Origin of the sequence: Isoalcanivorax indicus (assembly GCF_003259185.1) — a bacterium.
Taxonomy (GTDB): domain Bacteria; phylum Pseudomonadota; class Gammaproteobacteria; order Pseudomonadales; family Alcanivoracaceae; genus Isoalcanivorax; species Isoalcanivorax indicus.
Window position 1 is genome coordinate 895,788 of the sequence record NZ_QGMP01000001.1, and the last position, 13,386, is coordinate 909,173.

Consider the following 13,386-nt stretch of genomic DNA (forward strand, 5'->3'; position numbering starts at 1 on the left):
TGAGGGGGCGCAAACCCTGATATCCGGGCGATTTCCGTGAATAGTCTGCTGATTGTCCTGTTACCGCTGTGCGGCGCTTGCCTGCCACGACTGACGCAGGGCCTGGGGCGTGCCTGGTGCGCGCGCCTTACGGTGTTGCCGGTGCTGGTGGCTCTGGCGCTGTTGCTGCTGGCGGTACCGGATGTCTTCGGCGGTGGCGACGGCCTGCGCTTCAGCCTGCCCTGGCTGACCCAACTTGGCATGGCGCTGGCCTTTCGTCTGGACGGCCTGTCCTGGCTGTTTGCCCTGCTGATTCTGGGCATCGGTGTACTGGTCATTCTCTACGCCCATTACTACCTGGAAAAAAGTGATCCAGGGGGCCGCTTCTATACCCTGCTGCTGTTGTTCATGGGCGCCATGCTCGGTCTGGTGCTGGCGGACAACCTGCTGCTCATGGTGCTGTTCTGGGAGTTGACCAGCATCAGCTCCTTCCTGCTGATCGGTTACAACTATCAGGATTCCGGAGCCCGCAAGGGTGCGCGCATGGCGCTGGCGGTCACCGGCGCGGGCGGGCTGGCGCTGTTGGCCGGGGTGCTGCTGATCGGCCAGATCGTCGGCAGCTATGCGCTGGATGACGTGCTGGCGGCGGGCGATCTGATCCGCGGCCACAGCCTGTATCCGCTGGTGCTGGTGCTGGTGTTGCTCGGTGCCTTCACCAAGTCGGCGCAGTTCCCGTTCCACTTCTGGTTGCCGCATGCCATGTCGGCACCGACGCCGGTGTCGGCCTACCTGCATTCCGCCACCATGGTGAAAGCGGGTGTCTTTCTGCTGGCACGGTTTTACCCGGTGCTGTCCGGCACCGAGCTGTGGGGCCTGCTGGTCACCGGGGCCGGGCTGGCCACACTGCTGCTGGGCGCGGTCACGGCGCTGTTCCGGCATGATCTGAAGGGCTTGCTGGCGTTTTCCACCATCAGCCATCTGGGCCTGGTGACGCTGCTGTTCGGGCTGAACACGCCCATGGCGACGGTGGCGGCGCTGTTTCATATCGTCAACCACGCCACCTTCAAGGCGTCGCTGTTCATGGCGGCGGGCATCATCGATCACGAAACCGGCACCCGGGACATGCGTCTTCTGGGCGGCTTGCGCCGCTATCTGCCGCACACGGCGTTACTGGCCACGGTGGCGGCGGGCGCCATGGCCGGGGTGCCGTTGCTGAACGGCTTCCTGAGCAAGGAAATGTTCTTCGCCGAAACCGTGCAAGCGCGGGTGTTCGGCACCTGGCATCTGCTGGTGCCGGTGATCGCCACGGTGGCAGGCAGCTTCTCGATTGCCTATTCGCTGCGCTTTATCCGCGACGTTTTTTTCCGCACCACACCGGCCTGGTTGCAGGAAAAAGCCCCGCACGAACCGGCCCGCTACATGCGTCTGCCGGTGGAGATTCTGGTCATCCTGTGTCTGGCCGTGGGCATGATTCCCATGTTCATGGTGGGCGCGTTGCTGGCCACGGCGGCAGCGGCCACGCTCAACACCGAGGCGCCGGCGTTCAGTCTGGTGCTCTGGCATGGTTTTGATACGGCGCTGAAGATGAGTCTGCTGGCGCTGGTGGCCGGGGTGGCGATCTACCACTACCGCAAGGTGTTGTGGCGCTGGCATGCGCGCCTGCCGTTGCAGGATGCCCGGCATGTGTTCGAGGGCGCCCTGCAGGCGCTGGGCAAAGCCGGTGAGCGTGTGGCCTCCAGCGTGGTCAACGGTTCGTTGCAGCGCTATATGCTGATTCTGTTGCTGGCGGTACTGGCCTTGCCGGTATGGGCTCTGTGGGGCTGGCCGCACTGGTCGGGGCAGGCGGGGCTGACGCCTGCCGATCCGGTGACCGCTGTCGGCGCCTTCATTCTGTGTGCGGCGGCCATCGGCACGGTGGTCAGCCACCATTACCGTCTGGCGGCGCTGGTGCAGTTGTCCGCCGTGGGCTTGATGGTGGCGCTGGCGTTTGCCCGCTTCTCGGCACCGGATCTGGCGCTGACACAGATTTCCGTGGAAATCGTCACGGTGGTGTTCCTGATGCTGGCGCTGTATTTCCTGCCGCAGTATGCCGGGAATCGTTCGAGCCGTGCGCAACTGGTGCGCGACGGCGGCATTGCGGCGCTGATCGGTGGTGGTGTGGCGGCGCTGGCCTGGGCGGTCATGACCCGGCCGCTGGAGAGCATTTCCGGTTTCTTCATCGAGCAGGCGGTGCCCGGCGGTGGCGGCACCAATGTGGTCAACGTGATCCTGGTGGATTTCCGTGGCTTCGATACGCTCGGCGAAATTTCCGTGCTGGTGATTGCGGCCATCGGTATCTATTCACTGCTCGATGGCCTGCGCATTGATGCGCCGGGGCGGCCCAGAGGTGAGTTGATCAACCCGCACCCGATGATCATGACGATTGTCTCCCGGCCGATGCTGCCCATCGCGCTGGCGGTGGCGCTGTATATTTTCCTGCGCGGCCATAACCTGCCGGGCGGCGGCTTTATTGCCGGGCTGATCACGGCGGTGGCGCTGATCCTGCAGTTTGTCGGTAACGGCGTCGACTGGACCCAGGAACGGCTCAGGTTCCGTTATCACCCGGTGCTGGCCACAGGCCTGCTGATTGCGCTGGCCACCGGCGCGGGCAGCTGGCTGTTCGGCTATCCGTTTCTGACCTCGTCGCACACCCATGTGCATGTGCCGGGGGTCGGTGAGATCGAACTCGCTACGGCCATGCTGTTTGATCTGGGCGTTTACCTGGTGGTGGTGTCCAGCACCCTGTTGATCATCGGCAAACTCGGCAGCATCAGCGCCGTGCCCAAGACCACGGAGGCGAGTCACTGATGGAAGCGTTGATGGCGGTGTGCATTGGTGTGTTGACGGCGTGCGGTGTCTACCTGATGTTGCGCGCGCGCACCTTTCCGGTGGTGATGGGGCTGATGTTGCTCGGCTATGCGGTCAACCTGTTCCTGTTTTCCATGGGGCGTCTGGCCACGGATGCCCCGGCGGTCATCGGCCGTGCCGAGAGTCATGCAGACCCGTTGCCGCAGGCGCTGGTGCTGACCGCCATCGTGATCGGTTTTGCCATGACGGCCTATGTGGTGATTCTGGTTATTCGTGCCCGCAAGACGCTGAACCATGATTACGTGGACGACCGGGTCAACGAACGCGCCCACGGTGCGCCCGAGAAAAGCCGGGAGGGCCATTCGTGAGTTCACACCTGCTTGTCCTGCCGGTGTTGTTGCCGTTGTTGGCGGGCACCATTCTGCTGTTGTTCAGCGGTGCGCGGCTGGCCTGGAAGCGGCCCATCAATCTGCTGGCCTGTGTGCTGTTGCTCGGTGTCGCGCTGGCATTGCTGGTGCGCGCAGCGGGCGGCGACACCCAGGTGTACGTGCTGGGGGACTGGGCGCCGCCGTTCGGGATTGTGCTGGTGCTGGATCGCCTCAGTGCGCTGTTGCTGGTGGTTACCGCCGTGCTGGCCATTCCGGTGACGCTGGCGATGAGTGCGGGCACAGACCGCAGCGGGCAGAATTTTCATGGGTTGTTGCAGTTCCAGTTGATGGGGCTTAACGGGGCCTTTCTGACCGGCGACCTGTTCAACCTGTTCGTGTTTTTCGAAATCCTGCTGATCGCGTCCTACGCGTTGCTGGTGTTTGGCGGTGGCCGGGCGCGGGTGGCCGCGTCGCTGCATTACGTGTTTCTCAATCTGGCCGGGTCGGCAGTTTTTATCATCGCGGTGGGGCTGCTGTACGGCATCACCGGCACGCTGAACATGGCCGACATGGCGCAGCGCCTGGCGACGTTGCCGGTGGACGATGTGCCGCTGGCGCGGGCCGCCGGGCTGTTGCTGTTGCTGGTCTTTGCCATGAAGGCGGCGCTGTTGCCGCTGGGCATGTGGCTGCCTGCCGCATACGCCTCGGCAGCGGCGCCCATTGCGGCGTTGTTTGCGATCATGTCCAAGGTGGGCATCTATGCGATTTTCCGGGTGCATGGTCTGTTGTTCGGCGAGCACGCCGGGGCGCTGGCGGGCCTTGGCCAGACCCTGGTCTGGTGGCTGGCGCTGGGCACCCTGGTGCTCGGTGTGTGCGGCATGCTGGGCGCTCGTTCGCTGCGCAGTTTACTGGCGTGGCAGGTCATGGTGTCGGTGGGCACCCTGTTGGCGGGCTGGGCGCTGGGCACGGTAGCCGCCTGGCAGGGGGCGCTGTTCTATCTGATTCACAGCACCTGGCTGACGGCGGCCATGTTCCTGTTGGCGGGCGTGGTGGTGGCGCGCCGTGGCGTGGCGGAAGACGGCTTCATGATCGGTCAGCGCATCGTATCACCGGTGGTGGGGCTGGCGTTTCTGGCCGGTGCGGTGGCGCTGGTGGGTCTGCCACCGCTGTCCGGGTTTGTCGGCAAGGCATTGCTGTTGCAGGCGGCAGGTCCTGCAGACGCGTTGTTCTGGGTGCTGTTGCTTGTCGCCGGTCTGGCTGCGTTGCTCAGCTTTGCCCGAGCGGGGTCTACCCTGTTCTGGCGCGGTGACCCGGCCACGCCCTTGTCCTCGGCCCAGCCGATGCCGCTGGCGCCGGTCTGGCTGTTGCTGCCCTTGTCGTTGCTGCTGGTGGCGGCGGGCGATGTGATACTGGCGTATCTTGAAGCGACGGCTGTGGCGCTGAAGTCGCCACAGGATCTGATTGATGCCGTGCTGGGCGCACGCACTGGAGGTGAGTGATGCAACCGCGTAGCGGGTTGCCGCATCCGAACCTGACGGTATTCCTGTTCATCGTCTGGTTGTTGCTGATGAATACCCTGTCGGTGGGGGTGGTGCTGCTCGGGTTGCTGTTTGCCTGGTGGCTGCCGAGCATGACGCGGGCCTTCTGGCCGGAGGTGCCGCACGTCAACAGTGCCTGGAAACTGTTCCGTTTCGTGCTGCTGGTGCTGGGCGATATCGTGCACGCCAACATGGTGGCGTTCCGCCTGATTCTGGGGCCGACGCGCAAGTTGCATCCCGCCTGGATTGAAATGCCCATTGATCTGGATGATCCGTTTGCGGTGACGATACTGGCCAGCACCATTTCCCTGACCCCCGGCACCGTGACCGTGGAGGTCGGGCGCGGGCATCACAGCCTGTTGATCCATGCGCTCAATGCGGAAGACCCCGAGGCACTGGTGGCGCATCTGAAGGCGCGTTACGAGACACGCATCAAGGAGATCTTCGAATGATCGCGGCGGTGATTCCCGTGGCCCTGGCGATGATGTCCCTGGCCCTGTTGCTGAATCTGTTTCGCCTGTTGCGTGGCCCGGAGATCACCGACCGCATCCTGGCGCTGGATACCATGTACATCAATTCGATTGCGTTGATCGTGCTGTACGGTATCCAGCAGGGCTCGGATCTGGTGTTTGAAGCTGCCATGCTGATTGCCGTAATGGGCTTTCTGGGCACGGTGGCGGTGGCCAAGTATCTGCTGCGGGGGGATATCATCGAATGATGGCGATCCTGATCGAATTGATTGTCGCGGCCCTGCTGCTGGCCGGTGCAGCGTTCGCGCTGGTGGGTTCCATTGGCCTGGCGCGGTTGCCGGACTTTTTCCAGCGTCTGCATGGACCCACCAAGGCCACCACCCTGGGGGTCGGTTGCACGGTGCTGGCGTCGGCCTTCTATTTTTCCTGGCAGGATGGCGGCATCAGCCTGCATGAGTTGCTGATCGTCATGTTCCTGTTCATCACCGCTCCGGTGAGTGCGCATACGGTGGCCCGTGCCGCACTGCATCGTCATGTGAAGACCTCGCCACGGACCCGTGGTGAGCCCTGGCAACACTGATTTCAGGTAAACGGGACCGGGTAAAATTTATTTAAACTCTGACCGGAGTGGTTTCCCCCTTGCCCCGTGTGCAGTACAACCTTGAAGCATCCACCGGCAATAAAGGGCTGCGTCGTGCGACGCAGGCCAATCAGGGGAGACAACGATGAACAAGGGACGGCTGATACGGGCGGGGTGTGCTGCACTGATGATCGGTGGCCTGGTGCCCCTGGCGCAGGCCGACGAGGCTGGTGTGCACCAGACACGTTTCTACGTGGGCCTGGGTGCCCAGGACCTGCGTGGCTTTCGCGACGACGGCCTGTATGACGGGCTGACCCTCACGCGTGAAGACAACAGTGGCGGGATGCTCTATGCCGGGGTTGAGGTGTTGCCCTGGCTGTCACTGGAAACCACCTTCCGTGATCTGGGCGAGTACCGTGCCGACGGTGAGCGGCAGACCTTTGGTGCCATGACCGTGGATGCCCTGTTCCTGACGCCGCCGCTGGCGGGCCTGAGTGCCTACGGCACCCTGGGGCTTGCCGGGGTGGCCAGTGATATTCGCTTGCCGGATACCCGCCGCGACAGCAGCGATGCCGGGGTGCATGTGGGCGTGGGGGCGCAATGGCAGGTGCCGAACACGCCGATCGGCCTGCGCGCCTCCGTGTCCCGTATTTATGCCGATGCCGAGATCTATCGTGGCATTGATGTGGGCGGGCAGCCGTTTGCCGACAGTCAGGATTACCGCTTCCGCTTCACCACCGCCCAGGTGGGTGTGCATTACCGCTTCTGAGTCGGCTGTTGCCGGGCCTGGCCTACAGTCGGCCACCCCGGCGCAGGGCCAGGTAAGCATGATTCAATCGCCGGGGCATCTGCTCCGGCGTGCCCGCCGCCACCACCACTCCCGCATGACGCAGCCGTGCATGCAGCGCCTCGCGCGCCGCATCGAAGCGTGCGGCGGCGGCAATCTTCAGTGCGGTGTCGTGGTCCTCGGCATGGGCGCGTGCCAGATCCACCTGGGCGGGTAACAACATATCCCCGATCAGGATGCGGCAGCGGCCGCGCAGCAATGATATCGCTTGCAGCAGATCGTCGCTGTCGTCCGGCTGCAGGCGGGTAATCAGCACCACCAGTGCCTGACGCCGCCAGTGATGCAGCAGCAGTCGGGCGGCATCGGCGTAGTCGCTGGTCTGGCCGCCGGGGTGCAGCGGATAAACCTGATTCAGCAAGCGGTTCAGTGCACCCCGGTGCGCCATCGGCGGTTGCCACAAGGGCTGCTCGCCGGAGAACAGCAACAGCCCCGGGCGATCACCCTGGTCGAGACTGCTGGCACACAGCAACAGGGCGCTGTCGAGGCCGTGGTCGAACAGGGTGCGCGTGCCCACCGGCAAGGCCATACGGCTGCCGCCGTCCAGCAGCAGCACCAGATGGCGATGCTGCTCGTCACGATACTCGCGGCTGATCAGGGCGCCACGCCGGGCGGTGGCGGGCCAGTCGATCTGGCGCAACGAATCGCCGCTGCGGTATTCACGCAATTGATGGAATTCCTGGCCGTCGCCGCTGCGCCGTTGCTGGTGGCGGCCCTGCTGGCGGCTGCTGCTGGGGGTGGCCGTCAGGCCAGCGTCCCGCAGCCAGGAAAAATCCGGGTACACCGGGATGCTGGCGGGCTCACCCAGACGATGTCGGTACTGCCACAGGCCCCAGGGACTGGGGCACCACAGTTCCACCGGGCCGAAGTCGGCCTGGCCGCGTCGTGCCGGGCGGTAGCTGTAGCGCACCTCGGTGATCGCTTCGCTGGCGGGCTGCACCATGACCGGCAGGCCGGTATGGGGATCATCGCCGGGGTGGTTGTCGCTGAGCAGGCTTTCTCTGCGCTCAGCGCGGCCAGGCAGGCTGGCGCTGTCCAGGCGAATACGCACGCTGCCGGGCTGGCCGGCGGCGAAGGCTGCGGGCAGGCGTCGCTGCAACTGCGGGCGCTGGCGGCGGGCGCGCAGGGCGTCGGCCACCGCGGTCAGCAGCAAGGCCAGCGCCAGTAGCCCCCACAGCAGGGTGGCTGGCGGCTTGACGGCGGGCAGCCACACACCGGCCAGCAGGGGCACCAGTGCCAGCAGGAGCAGCATACAGGCCGCGATAAACAGACGCCGGGCCGGGATCATCATTGGCGCGGTGCCGCCACCTGTTCCAGCAGGCGGTCGAGCAGGGCTTCCATGTGCAGGCCCTCGATCTCGGCGTCGGCGCTCAGGGCCAGCCGGTGGCGCAGCACCGGCCGGGCCACGGCCTTGATGTCGTCCGGGATCACGAAGTCGCGGTCTTCCAGCAGGGCATGGGCGCGGGCGGCGCGGGTCAGGGCGATACTGGCGCGCGGGCTGGCGCCCCGGCTCAGGCCGGCAAAGTCACGGGTTTCGCGCACCAGGCGCACGGCATAGTCGAGCACGGCATCATCCAGTTGCACCGTGGTGGCCGCCTGTTGCAGGGCGAGCACACCGTCGCGGTCGGTGAGCGGGCTCAGCGCGGCCACGTCCAGGCCATCGCCAATGGTGCCGTCCAGCATCATGCGCACCAGGCGCTGTTCGTGGGCGGCGTCCGGGTAATCGATCAGCACCTTGAACAGGAAGCGGTCCAGTTCTGCTTCCGGCAGCGGGTAGGTGCCTTCCTGGTCCACCGGGTTCTGCGTGGCCAGCACCATGAATGGGGCGGGCAGGTGGAAGGCCTTGCCTTCGATGGTGATCTGCTTTTCCTGCATCACTTCCAGCAGGGCGGCCTGGGTCTTGGCCGGGGCGCGGTTGATTTCGTCGGCCAGCAGCAACTGGGTAAAGGCCGGCCCCTTGCGCATCCGGAAGCTTTCGCTTTTCGGGTCGTAGATGGCATGGCCGGTGATGTCCGAAGGCATCAGGTCCGGGGTGAACTGGATGCGCGCGGCGGGCAGGTCCAGGCAGCGTGACAGGCTGCGTACCAGCAGGGTCTTGCCCAGGCCGGGGACGCCCTCGATCAGGACATGGCCGCCGGTAACCAGTGCCAGCAATATCTCGCGCACGACCTCATCCTGGCCCACCAGGACCTGGTTCAGCCGGGCTTCGATGCGCCGGGCGATCTCGCCGGCGGCGGTGACGGAGGCGTTGATCTCACTCATAGGCTGCGTCTCAGGGTTTGCAGTGTGTTGACGTAGTCGCGGAAGGTGCTGGCATCGTCCGCGTCGTGCCGGTCTGTCGTAGGGTTGACGGGATGGTTGAGGGCGGCCTCGATGGCCTCCTCCGGCAGGCCGCTCAGGCGTGCCGCGGCGGCGCGCTGTTGCGCAGCCGTGGCGCCGTGTCTTGGCATGCGCGCCTTCACGGCGTCGCGCAGGCCGTTCAGCAGTACCGTGCGGCGCTGTTCGCGCCACAGCAGGCGGCCGCTGGCCAGCAGATGGTCAATGAAGTCGCCGGGGCGCTCGCTGGCGTCCTCCAGCGCCGGGCCGCGACGGGGCAGATACCGCCAGATGAACAGCACCAGCAACAGCAGCAGCGCCAGGATCAGCGGTGCCGCCTGTTGCCAGGCCCACACATGCAGGCGCGGCAGCGTGACGCCCTGGATGAACCAGATGCGCGGATGGTCTGCGGCGATATCGGCCAGCAGCCAGGCATGATCCAGATAATGCAGTTGATCGTTGTACCAGGGCGCCAGTTCGGTCATCACCGTGACCTGGCCATCACCCCAGCCCACCTGCAGCAGTTGCCGGCCCGCCTCGTTGTCACCGATGGCCAGCACCGGGGAGCCTTCGTACCAGACGTCGGTGTCATCAGAAAAGTCAGATGCCAAGGGCAGGGCCACCAGGGTGGCCCGGCTGTCCAGAGCGATGCGGCGTGTGCCGTTATCGGTGTTCAGTCGGGTGTCGTAGAGTGTGCGCCGGCGGCCACACATGACGCGCTCGCAGGCGTCGCTCATGCCGTCGCTGGTGGCACCGATGCAGTGCCGTTGCATCAGCCCTTCCAGCCCCAGCCACAGGTCGTCGAAGGGCGTCTCCGTGAGCACATGGGCCACGGCCACCTCGCTGCGCTCCACGGTGATGTTCAGGGCGTCCAGCAGTGGATGCTCGCGAGCAGGCTGGTCCATGTCCGGAGCCCGCGGCGCGGCGATGATCAGGTGGCCGCCCCGGGCTACCCAGTCGAGCAGATCCCAGCTCTGCTCGATACTGGCGCTGCCCCGGGTGCGGTCCAGTATCAGCAGGGTGTCTTCCGCGGGCAGCGGGAACAGGCTGTCGGCGCCGTGCAGGGTGCGGGTGCGGTGGCCGCGTTGTTGCAGCAGGGTTTCGGCAGCATGGAAAGGGTTCCGCTGTACCGACGTCGCCAGAGCGTCGTGGCTGATATAGCGATAGCGCTCGACCTGGGTCACCAGCCAGCCGACGAGCACCAGCACCACCATGCTGGCCAGCAGCACAAGCAGACGGCGGTTCATGCGTGGCCCTCCTGGTGCTGGCACCAGTCATCCAGCAGCGCAGTGATGGCGGCGGGGTCCACCGGCCGATGGGCCCAGGCGCTGGCCTGCCACAGGGGGGTGATGCGGCCCAGCAGGCGCACCTCGGTATCGGTGGCATGGTGCTGGCGCAACTGGCGCAGCACTTCGCTTTCCGTGGCGCCACGGGGCAGCGTGACGGCCAGGCGCTGGTGCAGACTGTGCAGGCAGCAGCGGTAGAGCAGGCTCAGGGCGTCGCGCTGGTGACCGGCATCCAGGGCGGCGCGGATGGCGGCGGCGGGGTTGTCGGGCAATGGCTGACGGTGGCTGGCGAGGGCGCGGATATCCACTGGCATGGCGGTATCGCCGCCCTCTGTGGAGGCGAGATCGCGGCGCACCAGATGGCGCCCGGACCACAGCAGCCAGCCCAGCGCGGCCAGCATCAGCGCCCAGAGCAACAGGCGCAGCACATCGGCAACGCCAGCGAAATCCCAGCTGCTGTCGCGGCGCTCGCGCTCGGTGTTGCGGTTGAACAGCCAGTCCAGCACACGTTGCAGCAGGGACTCGCTGCGGTCGTTCCGGTCTTGCTGTGCATCCGGGCGCAGGCGCCAGCTGGTGCGTTCAGTCATGGGCATCAGGTCGTCACCGGCCAGGATCTCGATGGCCTGCTGGCGCACCGCGTCGCGGTCCTCAGCGGCCTCCACCGGGCTGGCCCACCAGAGCCAGGGCAGCAGGGCGCAGCACAGCAGTGTCGGGCCCAGGGTGTGGCGCCGGGCAGCGCGGCGCTGGCCGACGCTGCGCAGGCCCTGTTCCAGATCCCAGCCCTCGAGCCAGGTGCGCTTGTTCAGATACAGCGCGAAGCCGCAGCAGACGTAAAGTGGCTCGGTGATGCACAGGGCCAGGTACCAGCAGGCCAGCATGAGCCGGTGTTCCACCGCCACATTGTCGTTCATCCAGTCGTACAGGCTGAGGTTGAATTCCCAGGGAAACAACAGCACCAGCAAGGCCAGAATGCCAAAGGCAATGAACTGCTCGACATGCACCAGGGTTACGGTCAGCGCCCCGGCGCGCTGGCCCGGCTCGGCGTGCATCACCGCCAGCCGCGGCCCGGCACTGCCGCGCGGGCGCTCCAGCTGAAACACCGGCGCATTGAAACTGCGCGAGGGACTCAGTCGGCGCCAGGTCAGGGCGCTGAACAGGCCCGGGCGCACGTAGTTCGGCCAGCTGCGCAGCAGGGCACGCAGCGTCGGTGGCTCGCCGAACAGGGCGCGGGCGCAGTATTCCAGCAGTGGCCTTTCCCACAGGGGTTTGAGCCACCAGAACAGCATCGAGGTCCAGAACAGGTCGCCGCCGGTCAGCCACAGCAGAAGCAGTAGCCCGGGCAGTGAGGTGACCAGCCAGATGCTCAGCAGGGGGCGCCACCAGGTGCGCAGCATGCGCGTGCCCAGGTCCATCGCCTGCCAGGGGCTGCGGGGCGCAATGCGGGCGGCGTGCGGCGTGCTCATTCGGACGGCTCCCGGGCCACGGCAGGCGGGCGACCGGCCAGACCCAGATACAGGGCCAGCAAGGCCCAGCAGGCGGCGCCGACGCTGTACTTGATCCCGGCGGGCAGCACGCGCGGCGACCAGAAGGCCTCGATGAAGGCGGCCAGAATCAGCAGCAGGATGACGCCATAGATCACCGGCATGCCGCTGCGCGCGGCCTCGCGCAGTGCGGCCAGACGGGTCAGTTGACCCGGCGCGAGTACCGCCGCGCCGAGACGCAGCCCGGCGCCCCCGGCCAGAATGATGGCCGTGATTTCCGGCGCCCCGTGGGCGATGACGAACGTGAACAGCGCTTCGCCCGCATCGATATTGACCAGATGCCCGGCCACCGCGCCGAAGAAGCCGCCGTTGAAGATCATGATGAACAGGGCGCCGACACCGAAAAAGAGGCCGCCAGCGAAACTGCGGAACGCCACGCTGATATTGTTGTAGATGTAATAGCCGAACATCAGCATGTCGTCGCCGCTGTCGCGGGCGCCCAGGCCGCGTTCATTGGCGTACATGCTTTCTATGCTGGCCAGGGTGTCGCCGCCGAGCACGCTGTGAATGCGGTCCGGCTGCCAGGCCACCAGCAGCCAGATCATGGCCATGGCGATGACAAAACTGAGGCCGCTGGCCAGATGCCAGGGCCATTGCTGGCGCACGGTGCGGGGGAAGTCCGTTCGCACAAAGGCACGCAGTTTCGGCAGCAGCGGCGGGCGGTACTGATACAACTGGCGGTGGCCGCGCAGTACCAGGGCGTTGAGCCGCCGTACCAGGGCCGGGCCATAGCCGCGCTGGCGTGCCAGGGCCAGGTGGTGACACAGACGCCGGTAGTCATCGGCAAACTGATCAATGCCTTCGGTGCCGTCTTCATGCTTCTTGCGCTTGCCCTGCTCCAGTTGCGTCAGGGTAGTGGCCAGCCGTTCCCAGAAGATATTGTGGGCCTGCTCGAATTGCTGCTGGCGCATCAGTTGGCCCCCTGTGTATGCCGGGCTGCGGCGTCCAGACGCTCGGCAGCTGCGTCGCCCAGTTCGGGGAAGGCGAGTTGGGCCAGTTCGTTGCGCCGCGCCGGGGTCAGGCGCGGGCCGCGCTCGTAGTAGTCCAGCAGCAGGTGACGATCAGCGAGGGTGAGCGGCCAGTCGGGTGCCTGGCTGTCGCCGCTGTCCGGGATGGCCTGCGGCGTTTCCTTGTGTTGCGGGTGCAGGGGGTGGAGATGCACCACCAGGGTGCCGGCAGCCAGATCGCCAAGACGCCGGAAGCGGCTGTCGATCAGCATGCACAGGAAGCCCGCCAGGTAGAACATCGGGAACAGGTCGGCGGTGCGCAGCAGGTTGCGAATCAGGCTGGCATTCAGATCCACCGGGGTGGCGTCTTCGCGCACCACGGCCAGGCCCAGGCTTTTCTTGCCCGGTGTTTGCCCCCGGCGCATCACTTCGAACCAGACCGGATAGAACCATTCCAGCAGGAAGACCAGAATCAGCAGCAGGCCCCAGCCGACACCACCGAAAGGCGACAGCAGCATGGCCCCCACGGTGTACACCAGAATGCGAATGCAGGCATCGATCAGATAGGCCACGGCGCGCGGCACTGGCCCGGCCAGCGCCAGCGTCAGGGGCACCCCTTCCGGCGTGGTGATGTGGCGCTGTTCGTCGATCATGTCGATCCCCCCGGATC

At 65.9% G+C, this 13,386-nt stretch carries 13 protein-coding genes; 7 read left to right on the top strand and 6 right to left on the bottom strand.

Going from position 1 to position 13,386, the window contains the following annotated elements; all coding sequences use genetic code 11:
- Positions 1-36 precede the first annotated feature (36 nt).
- From DKW65_RS04160 to DKW65_RS04190, 7 genes are all read left to right on the top strand, one after another.
- Positions 37-2,826: a monovalent cation/H+ antiporter subunit A gene (locus DKW65_RS04160; RefSeq protein WP_111656077.1), complete on the top strand. Its 2,790-nt coding sequence runs from the start codon at positions 37-39 to the stop codon at positions 2,824-2,826.
- Complete coding sequence (locus tag DKW65_RS04165; RefSeq protein WP_111656078.1) at positions 2,826-3,194, top strand: Na+/H+ antiporter subunit C; 369 nt, start codon at positions 2,826-2,828, stop codon at positions 3,192-3,194. Before DKW65_RS04160 ends, DKW65_RS04165 begins: the two co-directional genes overlap by 1 nt.
- Positions 3,191-4,693 carry a monovalent cation/H+ antiporter subunit D gene (locus DKW65_RS04170; protein ID WP_111656079.1) on the top strand — a complete coding sequence of 501 codons (1,503 nt, stop codon included), beginning with the start codon at positions 3,191-3,193 and terminating at the stop codon, positions 4,691-4,693. Before DKW65_RS04165 ends, DKW65_RS04170 begins: the two co-directional genes overlap by 4 nt.
- Positions 4,693-5,184: a Na+/H+ antiporter subunit E gene (locus DKW65_RS04175; RefSeq protein WP_111656080.1), complete on the top strand. Its 492-nt coding sequence runs from the start codon at positions 4,693-4,695 to the stop codon at positions 5,182-5,184. The genes DKW65_RS04170 and DKW65_RS04175 overlap by 1 nt, the downstream gene beginning before the upstream one ends.
- Positions 5,181-5,450 (top strand): K+/H+ antiporter subunit F, encoded by a 270-nt coding sequence (locus DKW65_RS04180; RefSeq protein ID WP_111656081.1) that lies wholly within the window; start codon positions 5,181-5,183, stop codon positions 5,448-5,450. The genes DKW65_RS04175 and DKW65_RS04180 overlap by 4 nt, the downstream gene beginning before the upstream one ends.
- The gene (locus DKW65_RS04185) at positions 5,447-5,782 is read left to right on the top strand and encodes a Na+/H+ antiporter subunit G (RefSeq protein ID WP_342767588.1); all 336 of its coding nucleotides are present in this window, start codon (positions 5,447-5,449) and stop codon (positions 5,780-5,782) included. The genes DKW65_RS04180 and DKW65_RS04185 overlap by 4 nt, the downstream gene beginning before the upstream one ends.
- Before the next feature lie 145 nt (positions 5,783-5,927).
- Positions 5,928-6,551 (top strand): outer membrane beta-barrel protein, encoded by a 624-nt coding sequence (locus DKW65_RS04190; RefSeq protein ID WP_111656082.1) that lies wholly within the window; start codon positions 5,928-5,930, stop codon positions 6,549-6,551.
- Between the two features lie 22 nt (positions 6,552-6,573).
- On the opposite strand, the gene DKW65_RS04195 is transcribed toward DKW65_RS04190, so the two are convergent.
- Genes DKW65_RS04195 through DKW65_RS04220 form a run of 6 tightly spaced genes read right to left on the bottom strand, consistent with a single transcriptional unit; the run spans position 6,574 to position 13,369 of the window.
- Positions 6,574-7,917 (bottom strand): DUF58 domain-containing protein, encoded by a 1,344-nt coding sequence (locus tag DKW65_RS04195; protein WP_111656083.1) that lies wholly within the window; start codon positions 7,915-7,917, stop codon positions 6,574-6,576.
- The gene (locus DKW65_RS04200; RefSeq protein ID WP_111656084.1) at positions 7,914-8,888 is read right to left on the bottom strand and encodes an AAA family ATPase; all 975 of its coding nucleotides are present in this window, start codon (positions 8,886-8,888) and stop codon (positions 7,914-7,916) included. Before DKW65_RS04200 ends, DKW65_RS04195 begins: the two co-directional genes overlap by 4 nt.
- Positions 8,885-10,189 (bottom strand): DUF4350 domain-containing protein, encoded by a 1,305-nt coding sequence (locus DKW65_RS04205; protein WP_111656085.1) that lies wholly within the window; start codon positions 10,187-10,189, stop codon positions 8,885-8,887. The genes DKW65_RS04200 and DKW65_RS04205 overlap by 4 nt, the downstream gene beginning before the upstream one ends.
- Positions 10,186-11,691, bottom strand: coding sequence for a DUF4129 domain-containing protein (locus tag DKW65_RS04210; protein ID WP_111656086.1), 1,506 nt, complete (start codon positions 11,689-11,691; stop codon positions 10,186-10,188). The genes DKW65_RS04205 and DKW65_RS04210 overlap by 4 nt, the downstream gene beginning before the upstream one ends.
- Positions 11,688-12,680, bottom strand: a complete 993-nt coding sequence (locus tag DKW65_RS04215; protein ID WP_111656087.1) for a stage II sporulation protein M — start codon at positions 12,678-12,680, stop codon at positions 11,688-11,690. The genes DKW65_RS04210 and DKW65_RS04215 overlap by 4 nt, the downstream gene beginning before the upstream one ends.
- Positions 12,680-13,369, bottom strand: a complete 690-nt coding sequence (locus tag DKW65_RS04220; protein WP_111656088.1) for an RDD family protein — start codon at positions 13,367-13,369, stop codon at positions 12,680-12,682. The genes DKW65_RS04215 and DKW65_RS04220 overlap by 1 nt, the downstream gene beginning before the upstream one ends.
- Positions 13,370-13,386: the final 17 nt, after the last annotated feature.

Coding starts and splice junctions, on each gene's coding strand:
- DKW65_RS04195 (WP_111656083.1), bottom strand. CDS start 7,917: ATGATGATCCCGGCCCGGCGTCTGTTTATCGCGGCCTGTATGCTGCTC.
- DKW65_RS04215 (WP_111656087.1), bottom strand. CDS start 12,680: ATGCGCCAGCAGCAATTCGAGCAGGCCCACAATATCTTCTGGGAACGG.
- DKW65_RS04220 (WP_111656088.1), bottom strand. CDS start 13,369: ATGATCGACGAACAGCGCCACATCACCACGCCGGAAGGGGTGCCCCTG.
- DKW65_RS04185 (WP_342767588.1), top strand. CDS start 5,447: ATGATGGCGATCCTGATCGAATTGATTGTCGCGGCCCTGCTGCTGGCC.
- DKW65_RS04175 (WP_111656080.1), top strand. CDS start 4,693: ATGCAACCGCGTAGCGGGTTGCCGCATCCGAACCTGACGGTATTCCTG.
- DKW65_RS04165 (WP_111656078.1), top strand. CDS start 2,826: ATGGAAGCGTTGATGGCGGTGTGCATTGGTGTGTTGACGGCGTGCGGT.
- DKW65_RS04200 (WP_111656084.1), bottom strand. CDS start 8,888: ATGAGTGAGATCAACGCCTCCGTCACCGCCGCCGGCGAGATCGCCCGG.
- DKW65_RS04205 (WP_111656085.1), bottom strand. CDS start 10,189: ATGAACCGCCGTCTGCTTGTGCTGCTGGCCAGCATGGTGGTGCTGGTG.
- DKW65_RS04180 (WP_111656081.1), top strand. CDS start 5,181: ATGATCGCGGCGGTGATTCCCGTGGCCCTGGCGATGATGTCCCTGGCC.
- DKW65_RS04190 (WP_111656082.1), top strand. CDS start 5,928: ATGAACAAGGGACGGCTGATACGGGCGGGGTGTGCTGCACTGATGATC.
- DKW65_RS04210 (WP_111656086.1), bottom strand. CDS start 11,691: ATGAGCACGCCGCACGCCGCCCGCATTGCGCCCCGCAGCCCCTGGCAG.